Source organism: Pseudomonas sp. PA-1-6B (assembly GCF_021609545.1).
GTDB lineage: Bacteria > Pseudomonadota > Gammaproteobacteria > Pseudomonadales > Pseudomonadaceae > Aquipseudomonas > Aquipseudomonas fluorescens_BV.
On sequence record NZ_WJZM01000076.1, the window covers coordinates 1 to 25,736 of the forward strand.

At 60.2% G+C, this 25,736-nt stretch carries 21 protein-coding genes and 1 pseudogene; 14 read left to right on the plus strand and 8 right to left on the minus strand.

Annotated features, from left to right (window positions below; all coding sequences use genetic code 11):
• Positions 1-212 precede the first annotated feature (212 nt).
• The 3 genes from GIV35_RS24840 to secA form a co-directional block, all read right to left on the minus strand.
• On the minus strand, positions 213-1,157 hold the full coding sequence (locus GIV35_RS24840; RefSeq protein WP_213152905.1) for a Nudix family hydrolase: 945 nt from the start codon (positions 1,155-1,157) through the stop codon (positions 213-215).
• 19 nt (positions 1,158-1,176) lie between these two features.
• Entirely contained in the window at positions 1,177-2,394 is a 1,218-nt protein-coding gene (gene argJ, locus GIV35_RS24845; protein WP_054918425.1) for a bifunctional glutamate N-acetyltransferase/amino-acid acetyltransferase ArgJ, read from the minus strand.
• A 124-nt stretch (positions 2,395-2,518) separates the two neighbouring features.
• Positions 2,519-5,254 (minus strand): preprotein translocase subunit SecA, encoded by a 2,736-nt coding sequence (gene secA / locus GIV35_RS24850; protein ID WP_236264921.1) that lies wholly within the window; start codon positions 5,252-5,254, stop codon positions 2,519-2,521.
• A 306-nt stretch (positions 5,255-5,560) separates the two neighbouring features.
• On the opposite strand from secA, the gene GIV35_RS24855 reads away from it, so the two are divergent.
• Positions 5,561-6,016, plus strand: a complete 456-nt coding sequence (locus GIV35_RS24855; RefSeq protein ID WP_034128591.1) for a DUF721 domain-containing protein — start codon at positions 5,561-5,563, stop codon at positions 6,014-6,016.
• A gap of 4 nt (positions 6,017-6,020) precedes the next feature.
• Here the strand turns inward: GIV35_RS24855 and GIV35_RS24860 are convergent, their stop codons facing one another.
• Positions 6,021-7,499 carry a helicase HerA-like domain-containing protein gene (locus GIV35_RS24860; RefSeq protein ID WP_236264919.1) on the minus strand — a complete coding sequence of 493 codons (1,479 nt, stop codon included), beginning with the start codon at positions 7,497-7,499 and terminating at the stop codon, positions 6,021-6,023.
• Between the two features lie 205 nt (positions 7,500-7,704).
• On the opposite strand from GIV35_RS24860, the pseudogene GIV35_RS27585 reads away from it, so the two are divergent.
• The 5 genes and pseudogenes from GIV35_RS27585 to GIV35_RS24880 form a co-directional block, all read left to right on the plus strand.
• Positions 7,705-8,736, plus strand: a pseudogene (locus GIV35_RS27585) (HAMP domain-containing protein); the annotation flags it as partial.
• 93 nt (positions 8,737-8,829) lie between these two features.
• The gene (locus GIV35_RS27590; RefSeq protein WP_370694806.1) at positions 8,830-9,594 is read left to right on the plus strand and encodes a methyl-accepting chemotaxis protein; all 765 of its coding nucleotides are present in this window, start codon (positions 8,830-8,832) and stop codon (positions 9,592-9,594) included.
• Between the two features lie 207 nt (positions 9,595-9,801).
• A complete protein-coding gene (locus tag GIV35_RS24870; RefSeq protein ID WP_200647760.1) occupies positions 9,802-10,923 on the plus strand; it encodes a glycosyltransferase family 4 protein in 1,122 nt (373 codons plus the stop codon).
• Positions 10,916-11,668 (plus strand): DUF2334 domain-containing protein, encoded by a 753-nt coding sequence (locus GIV35_RS24875; RefSeq protein WP_236264917.1) that lies wholly within the window; start codon positions 10,916-10,918, stop codon positions 11,666-11,668. Before GIV35_RS24870 ends, GIV35_RS24875 begins: the two co-directional genes overlap by 8 nt.
• Positions 11,656-12,765, plus strand: coding sequence for a lysylphosphatidylglycerol synthase transmembrane domain-containing protein (locus GIV35_RS24880; protein ID WP_198715635.1), 1,110 nt, complete (start codon positions 11,656-11,658; stop codon positions 12,763-12,765). Before GIV35_RS24875 ends, GIV35_RS24880 begins: the two co-directional genes overlap by 13 nt.
• Before the next feature lie 123 nt (positions 12,766-12,888).
• On the opposite strand, the gene purU is transcribed toward GIV35_RS24880, so the two are convergent.
• Entirely contained in the window at positions 12,889-13,737 is an 849-nt protein-coding gene (gene purU, locus GIV35_RS24890; RefSeq protein ID WP_019821236.1) for a formyltetrahydrofolate deformylase, read from the minus strand.
• A gap of 352 nt (positions 13,738-14,089) precedes the next feature.
• Between purU and mvaT the strand changes: the two genes are divergently transcribed.
• Positions 14,090-14,464: a histone-like nucleoid-structuring protein MvaT gene (mvaT, locus tag GIV35_RS24895; protein ID WP_019821235.1), complete on the plus strand. Its 375-nt coding sequence runs from the start codon at positions 14,090-14,092 to the stop codon at positions 14,462-14,464.
• A gap of 90 nt (positions 14,465-14,554) precedes the next feature.
• Here mvaT and sbcB read toward each other — a convergent pair whose 3' ends face one another.
• On the minus strand, positions 14,555-15,982 hold the full coding sequence (gene sbcB / locus GIV35_RS24900; protein WP_105228224.1) for an exodeoxyribonuclease I: 1,428 nt from the start codon (positions 15,980-15,982) through the stop codon (positions 14,555-14,557).
• A 167-nt stretch (positions 15,983-16,149) separates the two neighbouring features.
• On the opposite strand from sbcB, the gene GIV35_RS24905 reads away from it, so the two are divergent.
• From GIV35_RS24905 to GIV35_RS24930, 6 genes are read left to right on the plus strand one after another with little or no spacing between them, the layout of a single operon-like run.
• On the plus strand, positions 16,150-16,842 hold the full coding sequence (locus GIV35_RS24905) for an RDD family protein (RefSeq protein ID WP_105228226.1): 693 nt from the start codon (positions 16,150-16,152) through the stop codon (positions 16,840-16,842).
• A complete protein-coding gene (locus GIV35_RS24910) occupies positions 16,839-17,819 on the plus strand; it encodes a stage II sporulation protein M (RefSeq protein ID WP_236264915.1) in 981 nt (326 codons plus the stop codon). The genes GIV35_RS24905 and GIV35_RS24910 overlap by 4 nt, the downstream gene beginning before the upstream one ends.
• On the plus strand, positions 17,806-19,335 hold the full coding sequence (locus GIV35_RS24915; protein WP_236264913.1) for a DUF4129 domain-containing protein: 1,530 nt from the start codon (positions 17,806-17,808) through the stop codon (positions 19,333-19,335). Before GIV35_RS24910 ends, GIV35_RS24915 begins: the two co-directional genes overlap by 14 nt.
• Complete coding sequence (locus GIV35_RS24920; protein ID WP_213152899.1) at positions 19,332-20,489, plus strand: DUF4350 domain-containing protein; 1,158 nt, start codon at positions 19,332-19,334, stop codon at positions 20,487-20,489. The genes GIV35_RS24915 and GIV35_RS24920 overlap by 4 nt, the downstream gene beginning before the upstream one ends.
• Positions 20,486-21,481: an AAA family ATPase gene (locus tag GIV35_RS24925; RefSeq protein WP_213152898.1), complete on the plus strand. Its 996-nt coding sequence runs from the start codon at positions 20,486-20,488 to the stop codon at positions 21,479-21,481. The genes GIV35_RS24920 and GIV35_RS24925 overlap by 4 nt, the downstream gene beginning before the upstream one ends.
• Before the next feature lie 7 nt (positions 21,482-21,488).
• Entirely contained in the window at positions 21,489-22,820 is a 1,332-nt protein-coding gene (locus GIV35_RS24930; RefSeq protein WP_223024454.1) for a DUF58 domain-containing protein, read from the plus strand.
• A 52-nt stretch (positions 22,821-22,872) separates the two neighbouring features.
• Here GIV35_RS24930 and GIV35_RS24935 read toward each other — a convergent pair whose 3' ends face one another.
• Positions 22,873-23,232, minus strand: coding sequence for a PilZ domain-containing protein (locus tag GIV35_RS24935; RefSeq protein WP_019821226.1), 360 nt, complete (start codon positions 23,230-23,232; stop codon positions 22,873-22,875).
• A gap of 222 nt (positions 23,233-23,454) precedes the next feature.
• Positions 23,455-23,829 carry a tetratricopeptide repeat protein gene (locus tag GIV35_RS24940; protein ID WP_003193903.1) on the minus strand — a complete coding sequence of 125 codons (375 nt, stop codon included), beginning with the start codon at positions 23,827-23,829 and terminating at the stop codon, positions 23,455-23,457.
• A 173-nt stretch (positions 23,830-24,002) separates the two neighbouring features.
• On the opposite strand from GIV35_RS24940, the gene pyk reads away from it, so the two are divergent.
• Positions 24,003-25,454, plus strand: a complete 1,452-nt coding sequence (pyk, locus tag GIV35_RS24945) for a pyruvate kinase (RefSeq protein ID WP_003193904.1) — start codon at positions 24,003-24,005, stop codon at positions 25,452-25,454.
• Positions 25,455-25,736: the final 282 nt, after the last annotated feature.

Genomic DNA, 25,736 nt, shown 5'->3' on the forward strand with positions numbered 1-25,736 from the left:
GCCAGCTCCCACATTGGATCGCGGGGCATCAGTTATATCTGTGTCGGCTGCCAGGCCGTCACGGGAGCAAGCTCCCTCGCCACAGATTTAGCGTCGTGCCGAAGTTGTGTAGATACCTATGCCTATCACAGGCAAGCCAGCTCCCACACTTGAAGTGTTCACCTATCAAATGTGGGAGCTGGCTTGCCTGCGATGAGGCCATCAGAGCTGCATCACACCTGCGGCCAGAACGCTCGAATACCTGCCACACCTTGCGCACCAGCCTCCCAGGCCTGCTCCCGCTGCGCCGGCCCAACCCCGCCCAACAGAAACGCCGGCTTGCTGAACCCGGCGATCAACTGCTGCGCCTGCTCCCAACCCAACGGCAGGGCATCCGGATGGGTCTGGGTCGGCTGGACGGGCGACAGGGTGACGAAATCCACGTCCATCATTTCTGCCAGGGCCAGCTCTTCCGCATTGTGGCACGAAGCCGCCAACCAACGGTCTTTGGGCAGTGGGCGGCCCTTACTGGCGTATTTGCGCAACTGCGCCGAGGTCATGTGCCAGCCGGCAGCGGGAAAATCCCCCAGCCACTCGAACGGCCCCTTGAGCATCAATTGCGCCTTGCCGGCGCACAGGCCCACCGCATCTACCGCCAGGTCGCGGTATTTGGGGTCGTAACCGTTAGGGGCACGCAGTTGAACCAGCTTGATGCCACCAGCAATAGCCTTTTGGATACCGCGCAACAGCGTCGGGGTCTCCAGCTCGCCAGGGGTGATCAGGTACTCGGCGGGCAAGCGTGCCGCGGCGACAATCGGCGCATTCGCCGCCGGAAATTCATAGTTGACCAGGTCCCGCGGTGCCACCCACGCCAACGGCTGCCCTTCAGCGCCATGGGGCTCGCCGGTAAAAGCCGAGACTTCCCAGACATCCAGCAATACCTGCTTGTCCGGATAGTCATGTTGCACCTTGATCAGCGGCCGCGCCGTGGTGACCTGGATGCCCAGCTCTTCCTGCAATTCACGGGACAAGGCCGTGGCAACCGACTCATCAGCCTCCACCTTGCCGCCGGGAAACTCCCAGAGGCCGCCTTGATGCTGAGTATCGGCACGGCGCGCCAGCAGGATCCTGCCATCGACACCGCGGATCACCGCTGCTGCTACATGTACTCGTTTCACCGCCAGTTTCCTCTTGGTATCAGGTACGGTATTCCGCGTTGATCTTCACGTACTCGTGGGACAGGTCGGTGGTCCAGATGGTTTCGCTGCAGTCACCACGACCCAGTTCGATACGGATGGTGATTTCTTCCTGCTGCATCACCGCCGAGCCCTGGGCTTCGGTGTAGGTTTCGGCGCGGGCGCCACGGCTGGCAATGCACACGTCACCCAGGAACACGTCGATCTTGCTCACGTCCAGGTCCGGCACGCCAGCACGGCCGACGGCCGCGAGGATACGGCCCCAGTTCGGGTCCGAAGCAAACAGCGCGGTCTTGATCAGCGGCGAGTGCGCCACGGTGTAGCCCACATCCAGGCATTCCTGATGGTTGCCGCCACCGTTGACTTCAACAGTGACAAACTTGGTCGCGCCCTCGCCGTCACGCACGATGGCCTGGGCCACGTCCATGCACACTTCAAACACTGCCTGTTTCAACGCCGCGAACAATGGACCTTCGGTGGACGTGATTTCCGGCAGGTTGGCCTGGCCGGTGGCGATCAGCATGCAGCAGTCGTTGGTAGAGGTGTCACCGTCGATGGTGATGCGGTTGAACGACTTGTTGGCGCCGTCCAGCATAAGGCGTTGCAGCACATCACGGGAGACCTTGGCGTCGGTGGCGATATAACCGAGCATGGTGGCCATGTTCGGACGGATCATGCCTGCGCCCTTGCTGATACCGGTGACGGTGATGGTCACGCCCTCGTGCACGAACTGACGGCTCGCGCCTTTTGGCAAGGTATCGGTGGTCATGATGCCGGTAGCGGCAGCCGCCCAGTTATCCACAGACAGGTCATCGAGCGCGGCTTGCAGGGCACCTTCGATTTTTTCCACCGGCAGCGGCTCACCGATCACACCGGTGGAGTACGGCAGCACCTGGCTGGCATCGACGCCGGTCAACTGGGCGAGCTTGGCGCAGGTGCGCGCCGCCGCGACAAGGCCCGGCTCGCCGGTGCCGGCGTTGGCATTGCCGGTATTGGTCAGCAGGTAGCGAATCGACCCGGCCACCCGTTGCTTGGCCAGAATCACCGGCGCAGCGCAGAAGGCATTGAGGGTGAACACGCCCGCCACGGTCGAGCCTTCCGCACAACGCATCACCACCACATCCTTGCGCCCCGGGCGCTTGATGCCCGCCGAAGCGATACCGAGTTCAAAACCGGCAACCGGGTGCAACGTGGGCAAAGGACCAAGACCAACAGCCATGAATGCGCTCCTTAAAAATAGGTGATGTCTGTGCCGTCGCTATCGACGGTGGGAATTAATGGCAAAACGCCGCGACGGCAAAGGCCGGTCGCGGCGCGGGGTGTTGCAGCGTCAGGCGAAAATCTTATTCGATCTGGCCGTGGCAGTGTTTGAATTTCTTGCCCGAACCGCAGTAGCACAGCTCGTTGCGGCCCAGCTTCTGGTCATTGCGAACCGGGGTCTGGGCCAGGGCCACATCGACCTCTTCACCCAACGCTTCAGGCTCATCCAGGCCCGGCGCTTCGTCGTGCTGGAACTGCATGCGCGCCGCCAGTGCTTCGGCTTCCTGACGCAGGCGTGCTTCTTCCTCGATCGGGTCTTCGCGACGCACCTGAACGTGGGACAGCACGCGGATCGAGTCGCGCTTGATCGAATCCAGCAATTCGGAGAACAGCGTGAACGACTCGCGCTTGTACTCCTGCTTCGGGTTCTTCTGGGCGTAGCCACGCAGGTGGATACCGTGGCGCAGGTGGTCCATGGTCGACAGGTGGTCTTTCCACAGGTCATCCAGCACGCGCAATACGATCTGTTTCTCGAAGGTGCGCAGAGCTTCGGCACTCGCCTGCTCTTCTTTTTCGTTGTACGCCGCCAGCAACTCGGCCATCAGTTTTTCGCGCAGGGTTTCTTCATACAGGTGGTCGTCTTCGTCCAGCCATTGCTGAACCGGCAAGTCCACACCGAAGTCGCTCTTCAATGCCGCTTCCAGGCCGGCAACATCCCACTGCTCAGGCAGGGACTGTGGCGGAATATGGGCGCTGACAGTGGCGTTGAGCACGTCCTGACGGAAATCAGCGATGGTCTCGCCAATGTTGTCGGCGGCCAGCAACGTGTTACGCATGTGATAAATCACTTTACGCTGTTCGTTGTTGACGTCGTCGAACTCAAGCAGTTGCTTGCGAATATCGAAGTTGCGGCCTTCTACTTTGCGCTGGGCCTTCTCGATGGCGTTGGTCACCATGCGGTGCTCGATCGCTTCACCGGACTGCATGCCCAGGGCTTTCATGAAGTTCTTCACCCGGTCCGATGCGAAGATACGCATCAGGCTGTCTTCCAACGACAGGTAGAAACGGCTGGAACCGGCATCACCCTGGCGGCCAGCACGGCCACGCAGCTGGTTGTCGATACGACGCGATTCGTGACGCTCAGACGCGATCACCTGCAAGCCACCGGATTCCAGCACAGCCTGGTGACGCTTCTGCCAGTCGGCCTTGATCTGGGCGATCTGCTCAGGCGTCGGGTCGTCGAGCGAGGCCACTTCCACTTCCCAGTTGCCGCCCAACAGGATGTCGGTACCACGACCGGCCATGTTGGTGGCGATGGTCAATGCGCCTGGGCGACCGGCCTGGGCAATGATCTCGGCTTCTTTTTCGTGGAACTTGGCGTTCAGTACCTTGTGCTCGATGCCTTCCTTGTTGAGCAGGTTGGACACGTGCTCGGAGGTCTCGATGGTGGCGGTACCCACCAGGATCGGACGGCCCTTTGACATGCCGTCCTTGATGTCATTGATGATCGCCGCGTATTTCTCTTCGGCGGTCAGGAACACCAGGTCGTTGTAGTCTTTACGCGCCAACGGTTTGTTCGGCGGAATGACCATCACGGCCAGGTTGTAGATCTGGTGGAATTCGAACGCTTCGGTGTCGGCCGTACCGGTCATGCCGGACAGCTTGTTGTACAGACGGAAGTAGTTCTGGAAAGTGGTGGACGCCAACGTCTGGCTTTCGGCCTGGATGTTGAGGTGTTCCTTGGCTTCGATGGCCTGGTGCAGGCCTTCGGACAGACGACGACCGGGCATGGTACGACCGGTGTGCTCGTCAACCAGTACCACCTGGCCGTCCTGCACGATGTATTCGACGTTACGATGGAACAGCTTGTGGGCGCGCAGGCCAGCGTACACGTGGGTCAACAGGCCCAGGTTGTGCGCCGAGTACAGGCTTTCGCCTTCGGCCAGTTCGCCGATCTGGGTCAGCATTTCTTCGACAAACTGGTGACCGGCTTCGTTGAGTTCGACCTGGCGGGTCTTCTCGTCAATGGTGAAGTGACCTTCTTTGGTCACCACGCCTTCCACTTCCTCGATGTGCTGTTCAAGACGCGGGATCAACTTGTTGATCTCGGTGTACAGGCGCGAGCTGTCTTCGGCCTGGCCGGAGATGATCAGCGGGGTACGGGCTTCGTCGATGAGGATGGAGTCGACTTCGTCGATCACGGCAAAGTTGAGTTCACGCTGGAATTTTTCATCCATGCTGAACGCCATGTTGTCGCGCAGGTAATCGAAACCGAATTCGTTGTTGGTACCGTAGGTGATGTCGCAGGCGTACGCGGCGCGCTTCTCTTCCGGCGGCTGGAACGGCGTTACCACGCCGACGGTCAGGCCGAGGAATTCATACAGCGGGCGCATCCAGTTGGCGTCCCGGCGAGCCAGGTAGTCGTTCACCGTCACAACGTGCACGCCCTTGCCGGACAGTGCGTTGAGGTAAACGCCCAGGGTTGCCACCAGGGTCTTGCCTTCACCGGTGCGCATTTCGGCAATCATGCCTTCATGCAAGGTCATGCCGCCGATCAACTGGACGTCGAAGTGGCGCATGCCCATGACGCGCTTACCGGCTTCACGGGCGACCGCGAAGGCTTCGGGCAGCAGCTTGTCGAGGGTTTCACCTTTGGCTATGCGGGCCTTGAACTCTTGGGTCTTGGCGCGCAATTGCTCGTCCGACAGAGCAACCATCTGCTCTTCGAAGGCATTGACCAGCTGCACCGTCTTGAGCATGCGTTTGACTTCGCGCTCATTCTTGCTTCCAAAAAGTTTCTTTAACAAAGGCGCAAACATATCGGCAGGTTCTTCCACACATAGGGATGGAGGGCGCACCGTGAGTGGCCCGAGCAGCCCTCACGGCCGCATTGCGAACGCGCATTCTACCCGGAATCGTGGGTGAGGAAAGTGGCGTTGTTCCCTGAGACAGGCACGGCGCTGTGAGAGGGCTTGTTTAAAATAAGGGCTTTTGCTGGAACTTCAACCCATCAGACGCAGAAGTTACTTATTGATTTGACGGAGAAAGCCCTGCCGACGCAGAGCCTCGGGGCATACAGGCGCTTTCTGCTAAGATAGCCGCTCTGTTACCTAAGGTGTCTAAACATGGCATTTCGCCCTCTCACAGCCCGCGCCCCCGGCGCGTTGCTCCGCGAAGCCAAACCGTTGAAAGCTATCTTCGGCCAGGCGCAACGCTTGGGCCATCTGCAACGCCTGCTGGAAAGCCAACTGCAGCCGGCCGCCCGGGAACATTGTCACGTCGCCTCCTGGCGTGAAGGCAACCTGCTATTAATTGTCACCGATGGGCATTGGGCCACCCGCTTGCGCTACCAACAGAAGCGCTTGCAGCGCCAGTTGATGGCGTTCGACGAATTTGCCAATTTGACGCGCATTCAGTTCAAGGTACAGCCACCCACCGTGCCGCAAGGCGCAGTGGGGCATACCATGGACCTGTCGGAAACGGCCGCCGAAACCCTTCAGGCCACTGCTGAAGGGATCAACGACCCGGGCTTGCGCGCTGCCCTGGAACGGCTGGCCGCCCATGCCCGGCCCAAAGCCTGAAGCGCTATTTGCGTTTGCTGCCGCCCAGCAACGAACCCAGCAACCCCCGCACCAACTGGCGCCCCATCTGATTGGCGGCCTGCTGCATGGCTGATTTCAACGCCTTGCCCGCCGTGGTCCCCAGGAATGCACCCGCCTTGTCGGTGAAGCTCGGCTCTTCGGTGGCCGGCGCGGCCTCATCGGCAGCCCCCAGTTCCTTGCGAGCCATCAACACTTCATAGGCAGACTCACGATCTACCGGCTTGTCGTAGCGCCCCAAGAGTGGCGAACTGGCGACCAACGCTGCACGTTCTGCTTCGCTGAGCGGCCCGATCCGCGATTGCGGGGGAGCAACCAGTACGCGCTGGACGACTTCCGGCGTGCCCTTTTCCTGCAAGGTTCCCACCAATGCCTCACCGGTGCCCAACTCTGTAAGCACTGACAAGGTATCGAACGTCGGGTTGGGCCGAAAACCGTCCGCCACCGCTCGCAAGGATTTCTGCTCTTTGGCGGTGAATGCGCGCAAACCGTGCTGGATGCGCAGGCCCAGTTGCGCCAGTACCGTATCCGGCAGGTCGCCCGGCGACTGGGTGACGAAGTACACGCCAACCCCTTTGGAACGGATCAGGCGCACCACTTGCTCCAGACGCTCCTGCAAGGCTTTTGGCGTATCGGCGAACAACAAGTGCGCTTCATCGAAAAACAGCGCCAGCAACGGTTTGTCGGCATCGCCGCGTTCCGGCAATTGTTCGAACAACTCTGCCAGCAGCCATAACAGAAAGGTCGCGTAGACCTTCGGCGCTTCATGCACCAGGCGGCTGGCGTCCAGCAGGTGGATGCGCCCACGCCCATCACTGGCGGGCTGCAAAATATCCTCCAGTTGCAGGGCCGGCTCGCCAAACAAGGCTTCGGCGCCCTGCTGCTCCAGCACCGCCAGGCGTCGTAACAAGGCCTGGCTGGAACCGGTGGTCATCAAGGCCGCGTCTTCGCCCAGCAGTTCCGGGTGATAGCGCAGGTGATTGAGCAGTGCCTTGAGGTCCTTGAGGTCCAGCAGCAACAGGCCTTCGCGGTCGGCCACTTTGAACGCCGCATAGAGCGCCGACTGCTGGCTGTCGGTGAGTTCCAACAGGCTGCCGAGCAAGAGCGGGCCCATTTCACTGATGGTGGTGCGCAACGGATGACCGGATTGGCCGTGGATATCCCACAGGGTGACCGGGTACGCCTGGGCCGTGTAATCAAGGAAGGGCATACCGGCGATGCGCTCGGCCACTTTGCCCTGGTGGTTGGCGGCGGCGCCCAGGCCGCAGAGGTCGCCTTTGATGTCGGCGGCGAACACCGCCACGCCCGCATCACTGAAGGCTTCCGCCAGGCGCTGCAAGGTGACGGTCTTGCCGGTGCCGGTGGCGCCGGCGATCAACCCATGACGGTTGGCCAGGCGCATGGACTGGGCGATGGGCTGGCCGTCAAGGCCTGCACCGATAAGCAGTTGTGTGGAGTCAGGCATTTCGTCACCTATGGTTAATCTTTAGTGCCGCGAGGTCGATATAGACGGATGTAAGCCCGACAAAGACTAAAAAACGGTCAGATAATTCCGATACGGACCAACGGAGCTATCACCAGAAATACCACACCTTTTTTAACGCTGCCATTTCGCGCCTCCCGCATTGGATGCGCCTCGGATATTAAGACCTTAGCGGACCCTTCAAGCCATGAACAAAAATCTGCGCTTCAGCCACAAGATCCTGCTTGCAGCCTCCCTTATCGTCATCGCCGCCTTTGCGTTGTTTACCCTCTACAACGACTATCTGCAGCGCAACGCGATTCGCGACGACCTCAACAACTACCTGCACGAGATGGGCGACGTTACCGCCAGCAACATCCAGACCTGGCTCACCGGGCGTATCGCCCTGGTGGAAAACGCCGCACAGAACATCGCCATCAACCCTGAAAAAGCCGTCGTTGCCAGCCTGCTGGAGCAGAAAGCGCTGACTTCGTCATTCATGGCCACCTACGTCGGTGACAGCCAGGGCACGTTCACCATCCGCCCTGACACCAAGATGCCCGACGGCTTCGACCCGCGTGTTCGCCCCTGGTACAAGGGCGCCCAGGCCAGTAATGGCTCGACCCTGACCGAACCCTATATCGACGCGGCGACCGGGCAACTGATCATCTCCGTTGCCACGCCCAGTACCAAGGGCGGCCAGAGCATCGGCGTAGTCGGCGGCGACCTGAGCCTGCAGACCCTGGTGGATAACATCGGCGCGCTGGATTTTGGCGGCATGGGCTATGCGTTCCTGGTCAGCGCCGACGGCAAAGTGCTGGTGCACCCCGATAAAGCCCTGGTGATGAAGACCCTGTCGGACGTTTATCCAAAAGACACGCCGAAGATCAGCGGCGACTTCAGCGAAGTGCAAGCCAATGGCAAGACCAATATCGTGACGTTCACACCGATCAAGGGCCTGCCATCGGTGAACTGGTACCTGGGCGTTTCGGTGGACAAGGACAAGTCTTTCGCCATGCTCAGTGAGTTCCGCACCTCGGCGGTGATCGCCACGATCATCGCGGTGGTGATCATCATCGCCCTGCTCGGCATGCTGATCCGCGTCTTGATGCAACCTTTGCACCTGATGACCCGCGCCATGCAAGACATTGCCGACGGTGAAGGCGACCTGACCCGCCGCCTGACCATCCAGAACAATGATGAATTCGGCACCCTGGGCAATGCTTTCAACCGCTTCGTCGAGCGCATTCATACCTCGATTCGCGAAGTGTCTTCAGCCACCGAGCACGTCAATGAAGTGGCCCTGCGGGTGGTCAGCGCCTCCAACTCGTCGATGGTCAACTCCGACGAACAGGCCAACCGCACCAACAGCGTCGCTGCGGCCATCAATCAACTGGGGGCCGCAGCCCAGGAGATCGCACGCAACGCCGCCCAAGCCTCCAGTCAAGCCAGCGATGCCAGGCACTTGGCCGAAGACGGCCAGCAGGTGGTTGAACGCAATATCAAGGCGATGACGCAGTTATCCAGCATGATCAGCACCTCAAGCACCAATATCGAAGCACTTAACAGCAAAACGGTGAATATCGGCCAGATTCTTGAGGTGATCACCAGCATTTCCCAGCAGACCAACCTGCTGGCGCTCAATGCGGCGATCGAAGCGGCGCGCGCCGGGGAAGCCGGGCGGGGCTTTGCGGTAGTAGCCGATGAAGTGCGCAACCTCGCTCATCGCACTCAGGAGTCGGCGCAACAGGTGCAGACGATGATCGAAGAGCTACAGGTGGGTGCCCGGGACTCGGTGACTACCATGAGCGAAAGCCAACGCCACAGCCTGGACAGCGTGGAAATCGCCAACCTGGCCGGCGAGCGCCTGAACAGCGTGACCCAGCGCATTGGCGAGATCGACGGCATGAACCAGTCGGTCGCCACCGCAACGGAAGAACAAACCTCGGTGGTGGAGTCGATCAATATGGACATCACCGAGATCAACACCCTCAACCAGGAAGGGGTGGAAAACCTGCAATCGACCCTGCGCGCCTGCTCGGACCTGGAACAACAGGCCTCGCGCTTGAAGCAATTGGTGGGCAGCTTCCGGATTTGAAATTCACCCGTAGGAGCGAGCTTGCTCGCGAAAAACGTCAACGATAACGCGGGCTGCCTGAAGAAACGCGGAGTCTGTGAGTTTTTCGCGAGCAAGCTCGCTCCTACAGCGTGCGTTTGTCCATTCCCGCCACCGTCATGCTGCGAATCTAAACCGAACATCTATCCTTACCTCAGGTCCATCTAGGGAGAGCAATGGATCGGAGGGATGTTCATCGTGCATATCGCTGACATAACCATGTTCTACGCCCCGGCCAGCGGTGGCGTACGCACTTACCTTGACGCCAAGCACCGGCGTCTGGCGCTCAAGCCGGGCATTCGCCATAGCCTGTTGATTCCTGGCGCACACTTGAGCGAGCAGGACGGCATCTTCAAAGTACCGGCGCCCGCCCTGCCCTTCGGCAAAGGCTATCGCTTCCCCCTTCGCTTGGCGCCTTGGCGAAATGTCCTGCACGATTTACAGCCCGACCTGATCGAAGTTGGCGACCCTTACCTGACCGCCTGGGCCGCGCTGGATGCCCGACGCCAATTGGATGTGCCGGTCATCGGCTTTTACCACTCCGACCTGCCACTGCTGGTGAGCAACCGCATGGGGCCTTGGTTTACCCCCAATGTTGAAGCCTATGTGCGCAAACTCTATGGGAATTTTGACCGAGTGCTCGCCCCCAGCCAGGTAATGGCCGACAAGCTCACCGGGCTTGGCGTCAGAAATGTCTTCGTGCAACCCCTGGGTGTAGACCTGCAAACCTTCACCCCTGAGGTACGCGACCCCGGCCTGCGCGCCGAACTGGGGATTGGCGAAGACACTCGGCTACTGATCTTCGCCGGGCGCGGCTCCAAGGAGAAAAACCTGCCGGTGCTGCTCAACTGCATGAAACGCCTGGGGGAAGGCTACCACTTGCTACTGGTGGGCTCCGGCATGCCGGCCAGCGTGCCAGACAATGTCACCGTGATTGACGGATTCCGGCCCGCCCAACATGTCGCTCGGCTGATGGCCAGCGCCGATGCCTTACTGCATGGTGGCGACCAGGAGACCTTCGGCCTGGTGATCCTGGAAGCCATGGCCTGCGGTATTCCAGTGGTCGCCGTGGCGGCCGGGGCCTTTACCGAGATTGTCGACGAGCGTTGTGGCCTGCTGTGCGCGCCAAACAACCCCAAGGCCATGGCCGACGCGGTGCGCGAGCTGTTCAGTACCGACAGCCGACGCCTGGGTGCTCAGGCTCGGCGCCATGTCGAGCTGCATTATGCGTGGGATACGGTGGTCGACAGCTTGCTGGGGCATTACTACGCCGTGCTGGGCAGCCATGAACCGATGCTCGCCCATGGCTGAGCGCGCGCTGATGCTGGTACTGCACGACGTGGCACCGCACACCTGGGCCGACTACCGGCCCTTCGTCGAGGCCGTCGATGCACTGGGCAACGTGCCAATCACTTGGCTGGTGGTGCCAGACTTCCATCACCATGACGACCTGGCCACCCACCGCGATTTTCGGCGCCTGCTCGACAGCCGTGTCGCCAAGGGCGATGAGCTCACCTTGCACGGTTACTACCATTGCGACGACCAACCTCGGCCGCGTACGCCAAAAGAATGGTTTATGCGACGCATCTATACCCACGAAGGCGAGTTTTACCAGCTGTCCGAAGCCGAGGCGTTGCGCCGGTTGACCGCCGGCATTGAGGTATTTGAGCGCAATGGCTGGCCGCTGCATGGCTTTGTCGCGCCCGCCTGGTTGATGAGCGACGGCACCCGGCAGGCATTGCGCCAACTGCCGCTGAGCTACACCAGCGACCCACAACATCTTTATCGCCTGCCGGACTTCACGCCTATCAACGCCCCCGGGCTGGTGTGGAGCGCCCGCAGTGCCTGGCGCCGGGGATTGTCCAAAATCCTCAGTGATCGCCGTGAACAGCGGTGGCAGGAGGCCCCGCTGATCCGACTGGGTTTGCACCCGGTGGACATGCGCCACAGGTTTTCCCGCGATTATTGGTTGCACACCTTACAACGCCTGCTCAGCACAGGGCGCGTCCCCCAGACCAAGGCCGCCTGGCTGGCGACGCAGCCATGGGCCGACTGATCTGGTTAGTGTTGGCGCTCTTGGTGGCGCTGATGATCCCATTGTGGCTGGGCGGCGGCGAAAGCATAGCGCGTCTGCGCCAGTTTCCGTTGCCCCAGTTACTGGGGATGTTCGCCATGATCATTGGCTGCTGGCTGATCAACAGCCTGCGTATCCGCCTGCTGCTTGGCGAGCATCGCGGCGAGTTAGGCCCGCTTAAAAGCCTTGGCGTGGTGATATCCACCGAGTTCGCCATGTGTGCAACACCCGGCGGCAGCGGCGGGCCGTTGACCCTGATGGCCCTGCTGGCACGCAACGGCATCCGCCCCGCCCAAGGCAGCGCGGTGTTTGCCATGGACCAGTTGAGCGACCTGGTGTTTTTTCTCTGCGCACTGGTGGGGATCTTGCTATATGCGCTGTTCCATAGCCTCAGCCCGCGTCTGGAGTGGTTGCTGGGGCTCAGCGCCGTGTCGATGGTGGGTGGGGTAATCAGTGGCTGGGCCGTGGTGCATTTTCACCGACGGCTGATTCGCCTGGCGGGTTTGGCACTCAAGGCCATGAAGGTCAGTGCTACCACCCGCCGACGCTGGGCACGCCGGTTGCTGCGTTTTCTTGCGGCGTTCAGCGCCACCCTGAAACTACCCCGGAGCACCTTGCTTGGGGTATTTGCGCTGACCAGCCTGCATTGGCTGCTGCGTTACAGCGTGCTGTACCTGGCGCTGCGCGGGTTGGGGGGCGAGGTGCAGTGGGCCTGGAGCTTTCTGATCCAGATGTTATCCCTGACTGCCGGGCAGTTCAGCCTGGCGCCAGGCGGGGCCGGCGCTGCGGAGTTGACGTCAGCGGCACTGCTGGCGCCCATGGTGGGCACATCCACAGCGGCTGCGGCGATTCTGATCTGGCGCGCGGTGACCTACTACTTCTATTTGCTGGCCGGTGCGCCAGTGTTTCTATTGATGGTCGGCAAACCGCTGCTCAAGCGTCTTTTTCAGGGGCGGCAGGCTGCTCATCCTGCGCCTGTGTCTGTTCCCATAAACGCGCCGCGCCTGGAAAATCAGTACCATCCTCGGCATCCAGCGCGTCCGGGTCGTAACGACTCAAACAGCCCTCGCCCAAGGTAGCAGGTGCCCTTGAGGTGGCTTTATCGAGCGGGTCGCTCATGGGAATCTCCTGAAACAGAAATAAAAAAGGGCCTGGAGAGTTTTACCTCCAGGCCCCGGTGTCTTTCAATCAAAACCGCTGGGTCAGAAGACCACGGTCTTGTTGCCGTGCACCAACACGCGATCTTCCAGGTGGTAGCGCAAGCCACGGGCCAACACCATCTTCTCGACGTCACGGCCGAACCGCACCATGTCTTCAATACTGTCGCTGTGGCTGACGCGCACCACGTCCTGCTCGATGATCGGGCCGGCGTCCAGCTCTTCGGTCACGTAGTGGCAGGTTGCACCAATCAGCTTCACGCCACGCAGGGAAGCCTGGTGATATGGCTTGGCACCGACAAAGGACGGCAAGAAGCTGTGGTGGATGTTGATCACCTTGCCTGCGTATTCGCGGCACAACTCCGGTGGCAGGATTTGCATGTAGCGCGCCAGCACCACTACATCCGCGTCATGCTGCTTGACCAGGCGCGACACTTCGGCGAATGCGGGCTCCTTGTCCTGTGGGTTGACCGGCACATGGTAATAAGGGATGCCATGCCATTCGACCATGCTGCGCAGGTCGTCATGGTTGGAGATCACGCAGGCAATCTCGCAATCGAGTTCGTCGCTGTGCCAGCGGTGCAGCAGGTCTGCCAGGCAGTGGGATTCGCGGCTGGCCATCAGTACCACGCGTTTCTTCTGCTCTGTATCGGTGATGTGCCAGGTCATCGAAAACTCTTCGGCAATCGGCGCAAACGCCTCGCGGAAAGCTTCCAGGCCAAAGGGCAACGTATCGGCACGGATTTCGTGACGCATGAAAAACCAACCACTGAGATCGTCCGAGTGATGGCTCGCCTCGGTGATCCAGCCATTATGGGAAGCCAGAAAGTTACTGACCTTGGCAACGATGCCAACCCGGTCCGGGCAAGCAATCACCAGCCGAAAAGTGCGCATTAGGGGGAAACTCCAGAACTTCACAAAGGCCGCTATTCTAGCGATTACGCAGAAAAACTGCAGTATTCCCTTGCACCTTATCTTGAGGCATGGCCGTGGTAACACCCCTTAATCGTGTAAGGTTTTACCAGCGCTATATGACGATACAACGGCATGCTCAGGCCGGTAGCAAAAAATTAAGGCGATTATCTTTTGCGCATAACGCTTACTAATTAACTCATCGGCCAGGTTTTCCCACACACATTCAATGTCATTCGCCTAAATACCGTCTTAAATGTTTACTTGATGAAATTGCCTGACTATTATTAGGCCACTCACCCTGTCAATCAGCGTTCTACATAAGGTAGTCCACATGTCACTGATCAACGAATACCGCGCCACCGAAGAAGCTATCAAAGAGCTGCAAGCCCGTTTGAAGAACCTGTCCGAAGACGACAAGCTGAAAACCGAGCTGGAATTCGAAGGCAAATTGCGCACCCTGATGGGCGAATACTCCAAATCCCTGCGTGACATCATCGCGCTGCTGGATCCAGAGTCGAAAGTTAAAGCACCGCGTGGCGCTGTGAAAACTACCGGCACCAAGCGTGCTCGCAAGGTCAAGCAGTACAAAAACCCGCACAACGGCGAAGTGATTGAAACCAAAGGTGGCAACCACAAAACTCTGAAAGAGTGGAAAGCCAAGTGGGGCGGTGACGTAGTTGAAGGTTGGGCAACCCTGCTGGGCTAAGCCCGGTCGGACGTTCACCCGATACGTCACACATGAAAAACGCCAGCTTGCTGGCGTTTTTTATTGTCTGAATATTCTGTAGTTATGCGCCTACAGATTCAGGCGCGCCGCTAAGCAATCCGCATAGTCCTGCCATTGCGCCAGTACCTGGCACTGAAACGATGTAGCACTAACCGCCAACTCCTCACGCGCCTGCTTAAATGCCAACAGGGTATTCGGCGCCCCCCACTGTGCATCCGACAAACGTTGTTGACAGAAAAGTTTCCAGCGTTGTTGCTCCTCATTGTTCAAGGTTTCAGGAAAGTTACGCGCCCGGTAGCGAAATAATAATTCCGGTAAACGATGATCATCGAACGGCCACTGCTGACGGGCTAATTGCGCGGGCTCTGCCATGCGAACTTGCTCACATAAACGGCGGTCACGGTCACCCATAAAACCCTCGTAGAGCTGCTGCTCCGGGTCCGAGTTCGACGCAAAGTCTTCCTCGGCGTAAATGGCCGCTAACTTGTCCCGCCAAACTTCCTGTGCGTCAGTTAGCCGCAGCGCCCGCGCGAGGCAAGCCTCCTTATCCAATTGAAGGCGCTCAAGGTCTTGAGGGCGCAGCACCTTCAACGGTGCAACCACCGGGCAGCGGTTGATATGCAGCAACTTGAGCGGAACCGGCAGCTCACCTTCGGCCAGCTCATCGCGGCGCGTGTAAAGACGCTGACGCAGCGTCGTCGCATCCAGGTCCAACAGCCCTTGTGGATCGAGCCCCAGGTCACAGACGATCAAGGCATTGCGATTGCGCGGGTGCCAGGCCAGGGGCAAGACCACGCCCAGATAATGGCGCTCGGCGGAGAAACGCCCGGAGATATGCACCATCGGTTGCAGCAACCGCACCTGATCCATGACCCGCTGCTTGCTGCGCAGTTGAAACAACCATTCATACAACTTCGGTTGTTTCTCTCGGACCAACCGCGCCAGGGCGATGGTTGCACGCACATCCGACAACGCGTCATGGGCCTGGCCATGGTCGATGCCGTTGGCCTCGGTCAAGCGTTCGAGCTTGAGGGTCACACGCCCATCCTGCTCGGGCCAGTTGATGCCCTCCGGCCGCAGGGCGTAGGCGGTGCGCATCACATCGATCAAGTCCCAGCGACTGTTGCCGCCCTGCCACTCGCGCGCATACGGGTCGAAAAAATTGCGGTACAGACTGTAGCGCGTCATTTCATCGTCGAATCGCAGGGTGTTGTAGCCGGCGCCGCAGGTACCTGGCGCGGCCAGTTCGGCGTGCACCCGAGTCATGAAATCGGCTTCGGCAAGGCCCTTCTCGGCGAGGACACCCGGCGTGATGCCCGTGATCGCGCACGCTGCCGGGTGAGGCAGGATATCGTCGCTGGGCTGGCAATAAAGATTGATCGGCGCACCGACCTCATTGAGCTCAAGGTCAGTGCGGATCCCGGCTACCTGGAGCGGGCGATCATTGCGCGGGTTGATGCCGGTGGTTTCATAGTCGTACCAGAAAATCGAGGTCACGGGCTATTCCTGTGCTGAAGACCGACAAAGTCTAGGCGCTGCAAGGCGTTGGGGGCCAGCGATACCTGACTGTATAAATACCCAGAAAAACCTCGGGTGGTTGCTTCCACCGTCGACACTGTTAGCATCCGTGTCTCTCAAGTCGCCTCGCACTGCCAAGGATCGCAATGCCATCAACGCCTTTGGATACCCACTATCAGATAGAAACGCCGGAGGGCATCGACCTGCTCCTGCGCCCTGCTGGCCTGCCCTCTCGGGCATTGGCCTTTGCATTCGACCTGGGCGTGCGAGGGATCATCATGGGCATCTTGCTGGTGCCGCTGGCGCTGCTCGGCAATGTGGGGATCGGGCTGGGTTCGCTGCTGCTGTTCGTGGTGAGCTGGTGGTACATGGTGTTGTTCGAAGTGCTCAACCAAGGCTGCTCGCCGGGCAAGCAGGTCATGGGCCTGCGCGTGGTACAGGATGACGGCACGCCCATTGGCTGGTCGGCATCATTGATACGCAACCTGCTGCGTTTTGTCGACATGCTGCCCTTCGGTTATTTCCTCGGCGCGATCAGTTGCCTGCAGCATCCACACTTCAAGCGGCTAGGCGACCTGGCCGCAGGCACACTCGTGGTCTACCGCGAGCTGCCGCTGGTACGCCCGAGCATTCCTCAAGCGCCCGCCCTGCGCCTGCCCTTTGCACTGGAACTGAGCGAACAACGGGCCATCCTCGGTTTCGCCGAACGCCAGGCCGAACTCTCGGCCGAACGGGTGAATGAACTGGCCGCCATCCTCGCAGGGCCCCTGCAGGTGCCTGCGCCGCGTGCCGTGGAGCAACTGAACGGGGTAGCCCGTGGTTTGTTGGGGCCGACATGAAGCAGAGCCTTTTTGAAAGCCGCCACCAGCATCAATGGCAAACCTTCGCCGAGCAGTTGAAGCAACTGGAGCAAGGTAAAGCCAAGGCCGCCGATGTTGCCGACTTCCCGCATCAATATCGACGCCTGTGCCAACACCTGGCCCTGGCTCAGCAACGCGGCTACAGCAGTTACCTGGTCGATCCGTTGCAACAGCTGGCATTGCGCGGCCATCAACAACTGTATCGCCATCGCAGCCATCTGACAGCAAACATACTGGCGTTTCTTCTCGCCGACTTCCCGCGCCTGGTACGCGAACAATGGCGCTTCGTGCTGATCGCCGGCCTGCTGTTCTTTGGCAGCCTGGTGGGGATCGCCCTGCTGGTGTACCTGTTCCCCGACCTGGTCTACAGCATCATCAGCCCCCAGCAGGTGGCCGAGATGCAGGGCATGTACAACCCAGACGCCAGCCGCCTGGGCCGCGCTGCCGAGCGTGCCGCCAGCGAAGACTGGATGATGTTTGGCTATTACGTGATGCACAACATCGGCATCGCCTTCCAGACCTTTGCCGCCGGCCTGTTGTTTGGCCTGGGCAGTGTGTTCTTCCTGATTTTCAACGGTTTGGTCATAGGTGCGGTCTCCGGGCACCTTACCGACATTGGCTATGGCCAAACCTTCTGGTCGTTTGTCATTGGTCACGGCGCATTCGAGTTGAGCGCCATCACATTGGCCGGTGCCGCAGGATTACAACTGGGCTGGTCGCTGGTCGTCCCCGGGCGCTTGGCGCGCAGCGAGGCCCTGCGCCTGGCCGCACGCAAAAGCGTAAGGATGCTTTGCGGTGTCATGGTGTTCCTGTTGATCGCCGCCTTTATCGAAGCCTACTGGTCCTCAACCACTCGCATTGAGCCCTGGATCAAATACGCGGTAGGCGCCGCCCTCTGGCTGCTGGTGGCCGCTTACCTGACCCTGGCCGGGCGGAGTCGCCATGCGCCTGACTGACGCCAACGTAGTCATTCGCCCGCGCACTTCCTGGGAAGCCATGGACCTGGGTGTGCTGATGGCCAGGGAACACCGCGCCGTGCTGATGGGCAGTTGGGCGCTGGTGAGCCTGCCGGTATTCAGCCTGTTGACGGTGCTGCTCTGGAGTTACCCGTCTCTGGTCATGTTCCTGTTCTGGTGGCTCAAGCCGGCCTTCGACCGCTTGCCGCTGTACATTCTTTCCCAGGCCCTGTTTGGTGAGCCCCCCAGCCTCAAACAGGCCGTTCGCCATTGGCCGCAGTTGCTCAAAGGGCAACTGTTCGCCAGCCTGACCTGGCGGCGGCTGAGCATGAGTCGCAGCTTCACCCTGCCCGTCAGCCAACTGGAGGGCCTGGACGGTGACGCACGTCAACGACGCCTTGGGGTGTTGCTGCAACGTAACGCTGGCGCCGCACGCTGGCTGACGACGATCGGCGTACACCTGGAAATCGGTCTGTGGTTTGGCGGCATGGCCCTCTTCTATCTCTTCATCCCGCAACAGGTTGAACTGGACTGGGACTGGCAACGACTGGTATTGGCATCAGGCTCGGACGTGCTTTGGCTTGAGCACCTGAGCAATGCCTTCTATGCCCTGATCCTGGTGTTCTGGGAACCCATCTACGTCGCCTGTGGCTTCAGCCTGTACCTCAACCGCCGCACGGTGCTGGAGGCCTGGGACCTGGAACTGGTATTCCGTCGCCTGCGCCAGCGCCTGAGCAACGTTGCGCCGCTGTTGTTGCTGGTCGTCGGCCTGGCGTTGCTACACATCAGCCCATCCACCATGGCAGATGAAACCACTACCCATAAGCCCCTCAGCACCCAGGCCGCCAGCCAATCCATCCAGGCATTGCTGGAAAAGCCACCTTTCAAGAACCCGGAAACCGTCACACGCTATCGGTTTGGCGAAGAAAAAGCGCCGGTTAAAAACAAGGCCAAGGGCGACGGCAAATTACCTGGCTGGCTCCAGGCACTGCTCGACAACCTTAACAGCGACACCTTCACATACGTCGCCAAAACCTTGGAAATACTGCTCTGGAGCCTTGTGATTGGCGGCCTGGCCCTGGTGTTCTGGCGTTACCGTGAATGGTTGCGCACGTTCGTCAGCCGCCTTGGACCCACTCGCACTACCGCCCCCTCGCCCGTTCCCGCCCAGTTGTTCGGCTTGGAGCTGAGCGCCGAGACATTGCCCGACGACATCGCCAGTACCGCCGAACAGCTATGGCCTACTCAGCCACGGGAGGCCCTTGGCCTGCTGTATCGCGGGTTGCTCAGCCGACTGCTGCATGAGTTCGACCTGCCACTGACAAGCGCCGATACCGAGGGGCAGGTGCTGGAGCGCGTTCATCGTTTGCAACAACCGCAATTACTGGCGTTCAGCGACGAACTGACGCGCCACTGGCAGAACCTGGCCTATGGTCACCGTCTGCCGCCCTCTTCAGCCCAACAAAAACTGTGCAGCGACTGGCGTGCTCTTTTCAGTGACGGAGCGAGCCAATGAATCGCGCGCTATTGTGGACAGCGCTGTCGTTGGCGTGCCTGTTGGGTGCGGGCGGCTTATATGCCTGGCACAAAGCAATTCCCTACGACGAAGTGGTTGACCGGGGCCCGTCGCCAGAGGCTCGCGCCAATCCCTATCTGGCCGCCGAGCACTTTCTGCGCCAGCAAGGCGTGGTGGTGGCGCACGCCAATGGCCTTGAACGACTCGCCGACCTGCCTGCCAAAGGCCATAGCCTGTTGCTGCTGGGGGAGCGCAGCAACATGACCCCGCGCCAGGTCGAACAACTACTGGGCTGGGCAAAAGCCGGTGGCCACCTGCTACTGGTCGCCGAGGCATTATGGGATGAGGAAACCGGCACAAGCGGTGACCTGCTGCTTGATCGCCTCACTATCCGCCAAACCTTGAGCGACACCTTCGACGAATCCGTGCCACCGCGTAAAAAAACCAAGCCGGACCTGACCAAGCTCTATGTCGACAACGAAACCGCCCCGGCGTACTTCAGTTTTGACACCGACTTCAACCTCACCGACCCCAAGCACCTGGCGCAGTTTTCCGCCAACAGCGCCAAGTCCAGCCACCTGATGCAACTCGACCTGGGGCAAGGCCGCATAACGGTGATCACCGACAGCGACCTATGGACAACCGCCAATATCGGCAAACATGATAACGCCTGGTTGCTGTGGTACCTGAACCAGGGCACTGACGTCACCCTGCTGTTCAACAGCGACACAGACGATCTGTTTACTCTATTGCTCCGTTATTTCCCCCAGGCCCTCGTCGCCCTGGTTGCGCTGCTTGCTCTGGGGCTGTGGCAGGCAGGCATGCGCCAGGGCCCGATCCAGGCACCGGCGCCCAAGGCACGTCGCCAGTTGCAGGAACACTTGAAGGCCAGCGCGGACTTCCTATTGCGCCGCAGCGGCCAGGGCACGTTGTTGCAAGCCTTGCGACACGACATTCTGCGCGCAGCCCGGCGACGCCATCCAGGGTTCGAACACCTCGATGCGTCAGAGCAACGCCAGGTGCTGGAACACCTTACGCGACAACCCCCTCACATCATCAGCCAGGCGCTTGAGCCCGTTGCGCTGAAGCGGCTCTCCAGCGCCGACTTCAGCCGTCAGGTGGCGCACCTGCAAACCCTCAGGAATGCCTTATGAGCGACTCTCCACTGGCCACCACCCTGACCGCCGAAAAGCTTCAGCACGCCAGCCAGCAGGCCCAGGCGCTGCGCGTGGAATTGCGCAAGGCCGTGATTGGCCAGGACCTGGTGATTGACGACGTGCTCACCGCCCTGATCGCAGGCGGCCACGTATTGCTGGAAGGCGTGCCTGGCCTGGGTAAAACCTTGCTGGTACGGGCCCTGGCCCGCTGTTTTGGCGGTGATTTCGCGCGTATCCAGTTCACCCCGGACCTGATGCCCAGCGATGTCACCGGCCACGCCGTGTACGACCTGCAGACCGAACAGTTCAAACTGCGCAAGGGGCCGTTATTCACCCACCTGCTGCTGGCCGACGAGATCAACCGGGCACCGGCCAAAACCCAGGCAGCGCTTCTCGAAGCCATGCAGGAACGCCAAGTGACCCTGGAGGGCGAGGCGTTGCCCATCGGCCAGCCCTTCATGGTGCTGGCGACCCAGAACCCCATCGAACAGGAAGGCACCTACCCACTGCCCGAGGCCGAGCTGGACCGGTTCATGCTCAAGGTGCGAATGGACTACCCAGATGCTCTACAAGAGCTGGATATGGTCCGCGAAGTGACGCGCTCGTCCAAGGCCGACATGCTGGAGGTACAGCTGTTGCGTACGGTGCTGCAAGCCGCGGACGTAGTAACGATGCAGCAAATTGCCAGTGACCTGCCACTGGATGAGCAGGTGCTCGACTACGCCGTGCGCCTGGCCCGTGCCACGCGCAGTTGGCCGGGGCTGGCCATCGGTGCCGGCCCCAGGGCCTCCATCGCCCTGGTACGCGGGGCACGTGCCCGTGCGCTGTTGCGCGGTGGCGAATTCGTCACCCCCGATGACATCAAGGGCTGCGCCCTGGCGGTACTGCGTCACCGGGTACGCATCGCACCAGAACTGGACATCGACGGCTTGGAAGTCGACCAGGTGCTCCAGCAGTTACTCGACCAGATTGCTGCACCAAGGCAATGACGCAATCATGAAACCGACCCGTCTGCTGCTGACCTGGCTGGGCGTTCTGCTCGGCTTGAACACCCTGTTGGGCGCCTCGGCAGCGTTGCAGTTCAAAGTGCCCGCCACCTTGCATTCGATAGCCTGGGGACTGCTGCTGGCCCTGTTGCTGTTGGCGATGCTGGATGCCGCACGCTTGCGTCGCCGCCCTTCGGCCCGCGTGTACAGAACATTGCCTGGTAGCCTGGCGCTGGGGCGCTGGGAAGAAATACGCCTGTGCCTGGAGCACGACTACCTGCAACCTCTGACCGTACAGGTGTTCGATCACGTGCCCGATGGCCTGAGTGTGGAGAACCTGCCTCAATCCATTCAACTACGCCCCGGTGAACGTTCCGAGCTGGGCTATCGCGTGCGTCCCTTGCGGCGCGGGCACTTCCATTTCAGTCGCTGCGAACTGCTGCTGCCCAGCCCATTGGGGCTGTGGTCGGCACGACGCTGGGTCGAGACTCACGATGCCACTCGTGTTTACCCGGATTTCGCACGTTTATACGGTGCGCAGTTGCGGGGTGTGGATAACTGGCTCAGCCAACTGGGCGTGCGCCAACATCAGCGGCGAGGATTAGGCCTGGAGTTTCATCAACTGCGCGAGTTTCGTGAAGGTGACAGCCTGCGCCAGATCGACTGGAAAGCCACCGCCCGCCAACGAACGCCCATTGCCCGGGAATACCAGGACGAACGCGACCAGCAAATCGTGTTCATGCTCGATTGCGGCCAGCACATGCGCAGCCAGGATGATGAACTGTCCCATTTTGACCACGCGCTCAATGCCTGCCTGCTGCTGAGCTACGTTGCCTTGAGACAGGGCGATGCCGTAGGGCTGTGCACGTTTGCCAGCGACCAGCCGCGCTACCTGAAGCCGGTCAAGGGCAGTGGCCAATTGAACCTGTTGCTCAATGCGGTCTATGACCTGCAGACCACGCGAAAAACCGCCGACTACCAGGCGGCCGCCAGCCAGTTGTTGGCACGTCAAAAACGCCGGGCGCTGGTGATCATCGTCACCAACCTGCGGGATGAGGAGGATGAAGCACTGATGGCTGCCGTCCAGCGTATCGGCAGGCATCACCGGGTACTGGTGGCCAGCCTGAGGGAAGAGGTCCTCGACCAACTACGCCAGGCGCCTGTGCAGACATTGCCCGAAGCGCTGGCTTACAGCGGCACGATCGATTACCTCAACACCCGCAACCAACGCCATGATCGCTTGAGTGCCCATGGGCTGTCGGTGCTCGATACCTTGCCATCGGCGCTGGGTGCCGGGCTGGTCACGCGCTATCTGGAGTGGAAAAAGGCCGGGGTATTCTGAGGATGATTGCGCAGGGGCATGGCCAGGAAACGGCCACGACCCCACGCATAATTCAGACAGAGGCCTGCAAAGGATAAAAGCTGAAGTACTGCAACAGCGCGTTGATCAGGTGCCGGTACTCTTCGGGCGCCTCAAGCACGCTGAACCCCGAGTCGTAATGCTGCGGGGTAACATCTTCATGGCTCCACAAGCAGGTTGCCGTGAGGTCAATTGCCTTGAACTCGCCTTGCGCCACCGGCACTTTCAAGCGCAGCTCGAAATCCACCTCGGTCATCATGGGTAACGAGCTGATCAGCATCAGACCGTTTTCAGACACATTTCCAAGATAGCCGATTGGCTTGTCGGTAATACGATTGAACACCTGCAGAAAATACGGCAGTTGATGCCGCTCGATCCGTCGTTCGGTAAACATGGTGAAGTCGCCATCCAATAGCCAAAAATCTGGCCGTGCCAGTGATTCGGAACAAGCAATCGCTCGCTCTCCCTGGATCTCGGTGTGACAAAAGGTACCGCTTGTCACCAAACAGCTGCCGAATCCGGGCCTTGCATCCGTTCGAATGGGAAACTGCACAAACAGACATTCAAAGATTAGCGCAAGACTGGCAACAGGCCAGCCATGAAGCGACAAATACCATTACAACGACGCAGGCCTTGGTTTTGCCAGGCCTGCAGCCGGCAGATGCCCCAATTGCTGCAAGGTATCGAGCCGCGCACGGGCTCGGTAGGCGTACTCACTCGACGGGTAGTGGCCGATGATGAACTGATAGGTTTGTGCGGCATCGACAAACAGTTTCTGGCGTTCCAGGCACTGCCCGCGCAACATCGAAACCTCCGGTTGCACGTAGCGGCGAGTTCGGCTCTCGCGATCGACCTGGGACAACTCCAGGGTGACACGCTGGCAATCACCGACCCCATAGGCGCGGTAAGCGTTGTTCAAATGGTGGTCCATCGACCAGCGGGTACAGCCGACAACACTGACGGCCAGGGCAGCAACGAGCAAAATTCGCATGGGGTTCTCCTGTCTTGTGCAGTGTATCGACCCCTGGTCGAAAATCTTCAAGGCGTTTGCCCATTCAACCGCAGCCAAAACAAGCCAATCGTCGATAAGTAGTGCAAACGAACAATGACTACAACGAAAGAGCATAGTAGCCTTCCCCAGCGCTTGAACTCAGGAGTCCGTGCATGTCCGTCCGTCGTACCAAAATCGTCGCCACCCTTGGCCCGGCCAGTAACTCGCCGGAAGTCCTCGAACAGCTGATTCTGGCTGGTTTGGACGTCGCCCGTCTGAACTTCTCCCACGGCACCCCGGACGAGCACAAGGCTCGCGCCAAGCTGGTGCGTGACCTCGCCGCCAAGCATGGCCGCTTCGTTGCACTCTTGGGTGACTTGCAAGGCCCGAAAATCCGTATCGCCAAATTCACCAACAAGCGGATCGAGCTGAAGATCGGTGACAAGTTCACCTTCTCCACCAGCCACCCGCTGACCGAAGGCACCCAGGACGTGGTGGGTATCGACTACCCGGACCTGGTCAAGGACTGCGGCGTCGGTGACGAACTGCTGCTGGACGACGGCCGTGTGGTGATGCGCGTTGACACTGCCACGCCGACCGAACTGAACTGCACCGTGATCATCGGCGGCCCGCTGTCCGACCACAAAGGCATCAACCGTCGCGGTGGTGGCCTGACGGCGCCGGCCCTGACTGAAAAAGACAAGGCCGACATCAAGCTCGCCGCCGAAATGGAAGTGGACTACCTCGCCGTGTCCTTTCCGCGCGACGCCGCCGACATGGAATACGCCCGTAAGCTGCGCGACGAAGCCGGCGGTACCGCCTGGCTGGTAGCGAAGATCGAACGTGCTGAAGCCGTGGCCGATGATGAAACCCTCGACGGCCTGATCAAGGCCTCCGATGCCGTGATGGTTGCCCGTGGCGACCTGGGCGTTGAAATCGGTGACGCCGAGCTGATCGGTATCCAGAAGAAGATCATCCTGCACGCACGCCGTCACAACAAAGCGGTGATCGTAGCGACCCAGATGATGGAGTCGATGATCCAGAACCCGATGCCGACCCGTGCCGAAGTGTCCGACGTGGCCAACGCCGTACTCGACTACACCGACGCCGTGATGCTCTCGGCTGAAAGTGCCGCCGGCCCTTACCCGCTGGAGGCCGTACAGGCCATGGCGCGTATCTGCGTCGGTGCCGAAAAGCACCCGACCAGCAAGACCTCCAGCCATCGCATCGGCAAAGTCTTCGAAAGCTGCGACCAGAGCATCGCCCTGGCTGCCATGTACACCGCCAACCATTTCCCGGGTGTCAAGGCCATCATCGCCTTGACCGAAAGTGGCTACACGCCGTTGATCATGTCGCGCATCCGCTCCTCGGTGCCTATCTACGCGTTCACCCCACACCGCGAAGCCCAGGCCCGCGCGGCCATGTTCCGTGGCGTGTACACCATCCCATTCGACCCGGCGTCGCTGGCACCGAACGAAGTCAGCCAGAAGGCGATCGACGAGCTGGTCAAACGCGGCGTCGTGGAAAAAGGCGACTGGGTCATCCTGACCAAGGGCGACAGCTACCACACCACCGGTGGCACCAATGGCATGAAGATCCTGCATGTGGGCGACCCGCAGGTCTGAGTGACAGGCTGAAAAACAAAAGCCCCGCCATGTGAATGGCGGGGCTTTTTGCATTTCAGTGCAGGCCACTGTGTTGAATTTCAGGGCCTCATCGCAGCATAGGTATCTACATAACTCTGTTAGCTCAACGGTAACCACGATGCGAAGCGAGCCGCTCTTGATCTGCTTTTGATCTTAGGCGCCCCGTTAAACCACGCTGGCGGATTACGGGCACACCGAGCCTAAGCGAGGTGCCGAGTGGTGGGGCAAGAGCGTTTTGCTTACTTTTGTCTGGGCCGGCAT

What these genes read in the sequence shown, in the direction of transcription:
- argJ (WP_054918425.1), bottom strand. Translation starts at nt 2,394, where the DNA reads ATGGCTGTTGGTCTTGGTCCTTTGCCCACGTTGCACCCGGTTGCCGGT.
- secA (WP_236264921.1), bottom strand. Translation starts at nt 5,254, where the DNA reads ATGTTTGCGCCTTTGTTAAAGAAACTTTTTGGAAGCAAGAATGAGCGC.
- GIV35_RS24855 (WP_034128591.1), top strand. Translation starts at nt 5,561, where the DNA reads ATGGCATTTCGCCCTCTCACAGCCCGCGCCCCCGGCGCGTTGCTCCGC.
- GIV35_RS24860 (WP_236264919.1), bottom strand. Translation starts at nt 7,499, where the DNA reads ATGCCTGACTCCACACAACTGCTTATCGGTGCAGGCCTTGACGGCCAG.
- GIV35_RS27590 (WP_370694806.1), top strand. Translation starts at nt 8,830, where the DNA reads ATGGTCAACTCCGACGAACAGGCCAACCGCACCAACAGCGTCGCTGCG.
- GIV35_RS24870 (WP_200647760.1), top strand. Translation starts at nt 9,802, where the DNA reads ATGTTCATCGTGCATATCGCTGACATAACCATGTTCTACGCCCCGGCC.
- GIV35_RS24875 (WP_236264917.1), top strand. Translation starts at nt 10,916, where the DNA reads ATGGCTGAGCGCGCGCTGATGCTGGTACTGCACGACGTGGCACCGCAC.
- GIV35_RS24880 (WP_198715635.1), top strand. Translation starts at nt 11,656, where the DNA reads ATGGGCCGACTGATCTGGTTAGTGTTGGCGCTCTTGGTGGCGCTGATG.
- purU (WP_019821236.1), bottom strand. Translation starts at nt 13,737, where the DNA reads ATGCGCACTTTTCGGCTGGTGATTGCTTGCCCGGACCGGGTTGGCATC.
- mvaT (WP_019821235.1), top strand. Translation starts at nt 14,090, where the DNA reads ATGTCACTGATCAACGAATACCGCGCCACCGAAGAAGCTATCAAAGAG.
- GIV35_RS24905 (WP_105228226.1), top strand. Translation starts at nt 16,150, where the DNA reads ATGCCATCAACGCCTTTGGATACCCACTATCAGATAGAAACGCCGGAG.
- GIV35_RS24910 (WP_236264915.1), top strand. Translation starts at nt 16,839, where the DNA reads ATGAAGCAGAGCCTTTTTGAAAGCCGCCACCAGCATCAATGGCAAACC.
- GIV35_RS24915 (WP_236264913.1), top strand. Translation starts at nt 17,806, where the DNA reads ATGCGCCTGACTGACGCCAACGTAGTCATTCGCCCGCGCACTTCCTGG.
- GIV35_RS24920 (WP_213152899.1), top strand. Translation starts at nt 19,332, where the DNA reads ATGAATCGCGCGCTATTGTGGACAGCGCTGTCGTTGGCGTGCCTGTTG.
- GIV35_RS24925 (WP_213152898.1), top strand. Translation starts at nt 20,486, where the DNA reads ATGAGCGACTCTCCACTGGCCACCACCCTGACCGCCGAAAAGCTTCAG.
- GIV35_RS24930 (WP_223024454.1), top strand. Translation starts at nt 21,489, where the DNA reads ATGAAACCGACCCGTCTGCTGCTGACCTGGCTGGGCGTTCTGCTCGGC.
- GIV35_RS24935 (WP_019821226.1), bottom strand. Translation starts at nt 23,232, where the DNA reads ATGTTTACCGAACGACGGATCGAGCGGCATCAACTGCCGTATTTTCTG.
- GIV35_RS24940 (WP_003193903.1), bottom strand. Translation starts at nt 23,829, where the DNA reads ATGCGAATTTTGCTCGTTGCTGCCCTGGCCGTCAGTGTTGTCGGCTGT.
- pyk (WP_003193904.1), top strand. Translation starts at nt 24,003, where the DNA reads ATGTCCGTCCGTCGTACCAAAATCGTCGCCACCCTTGGCCCGGCCAGT.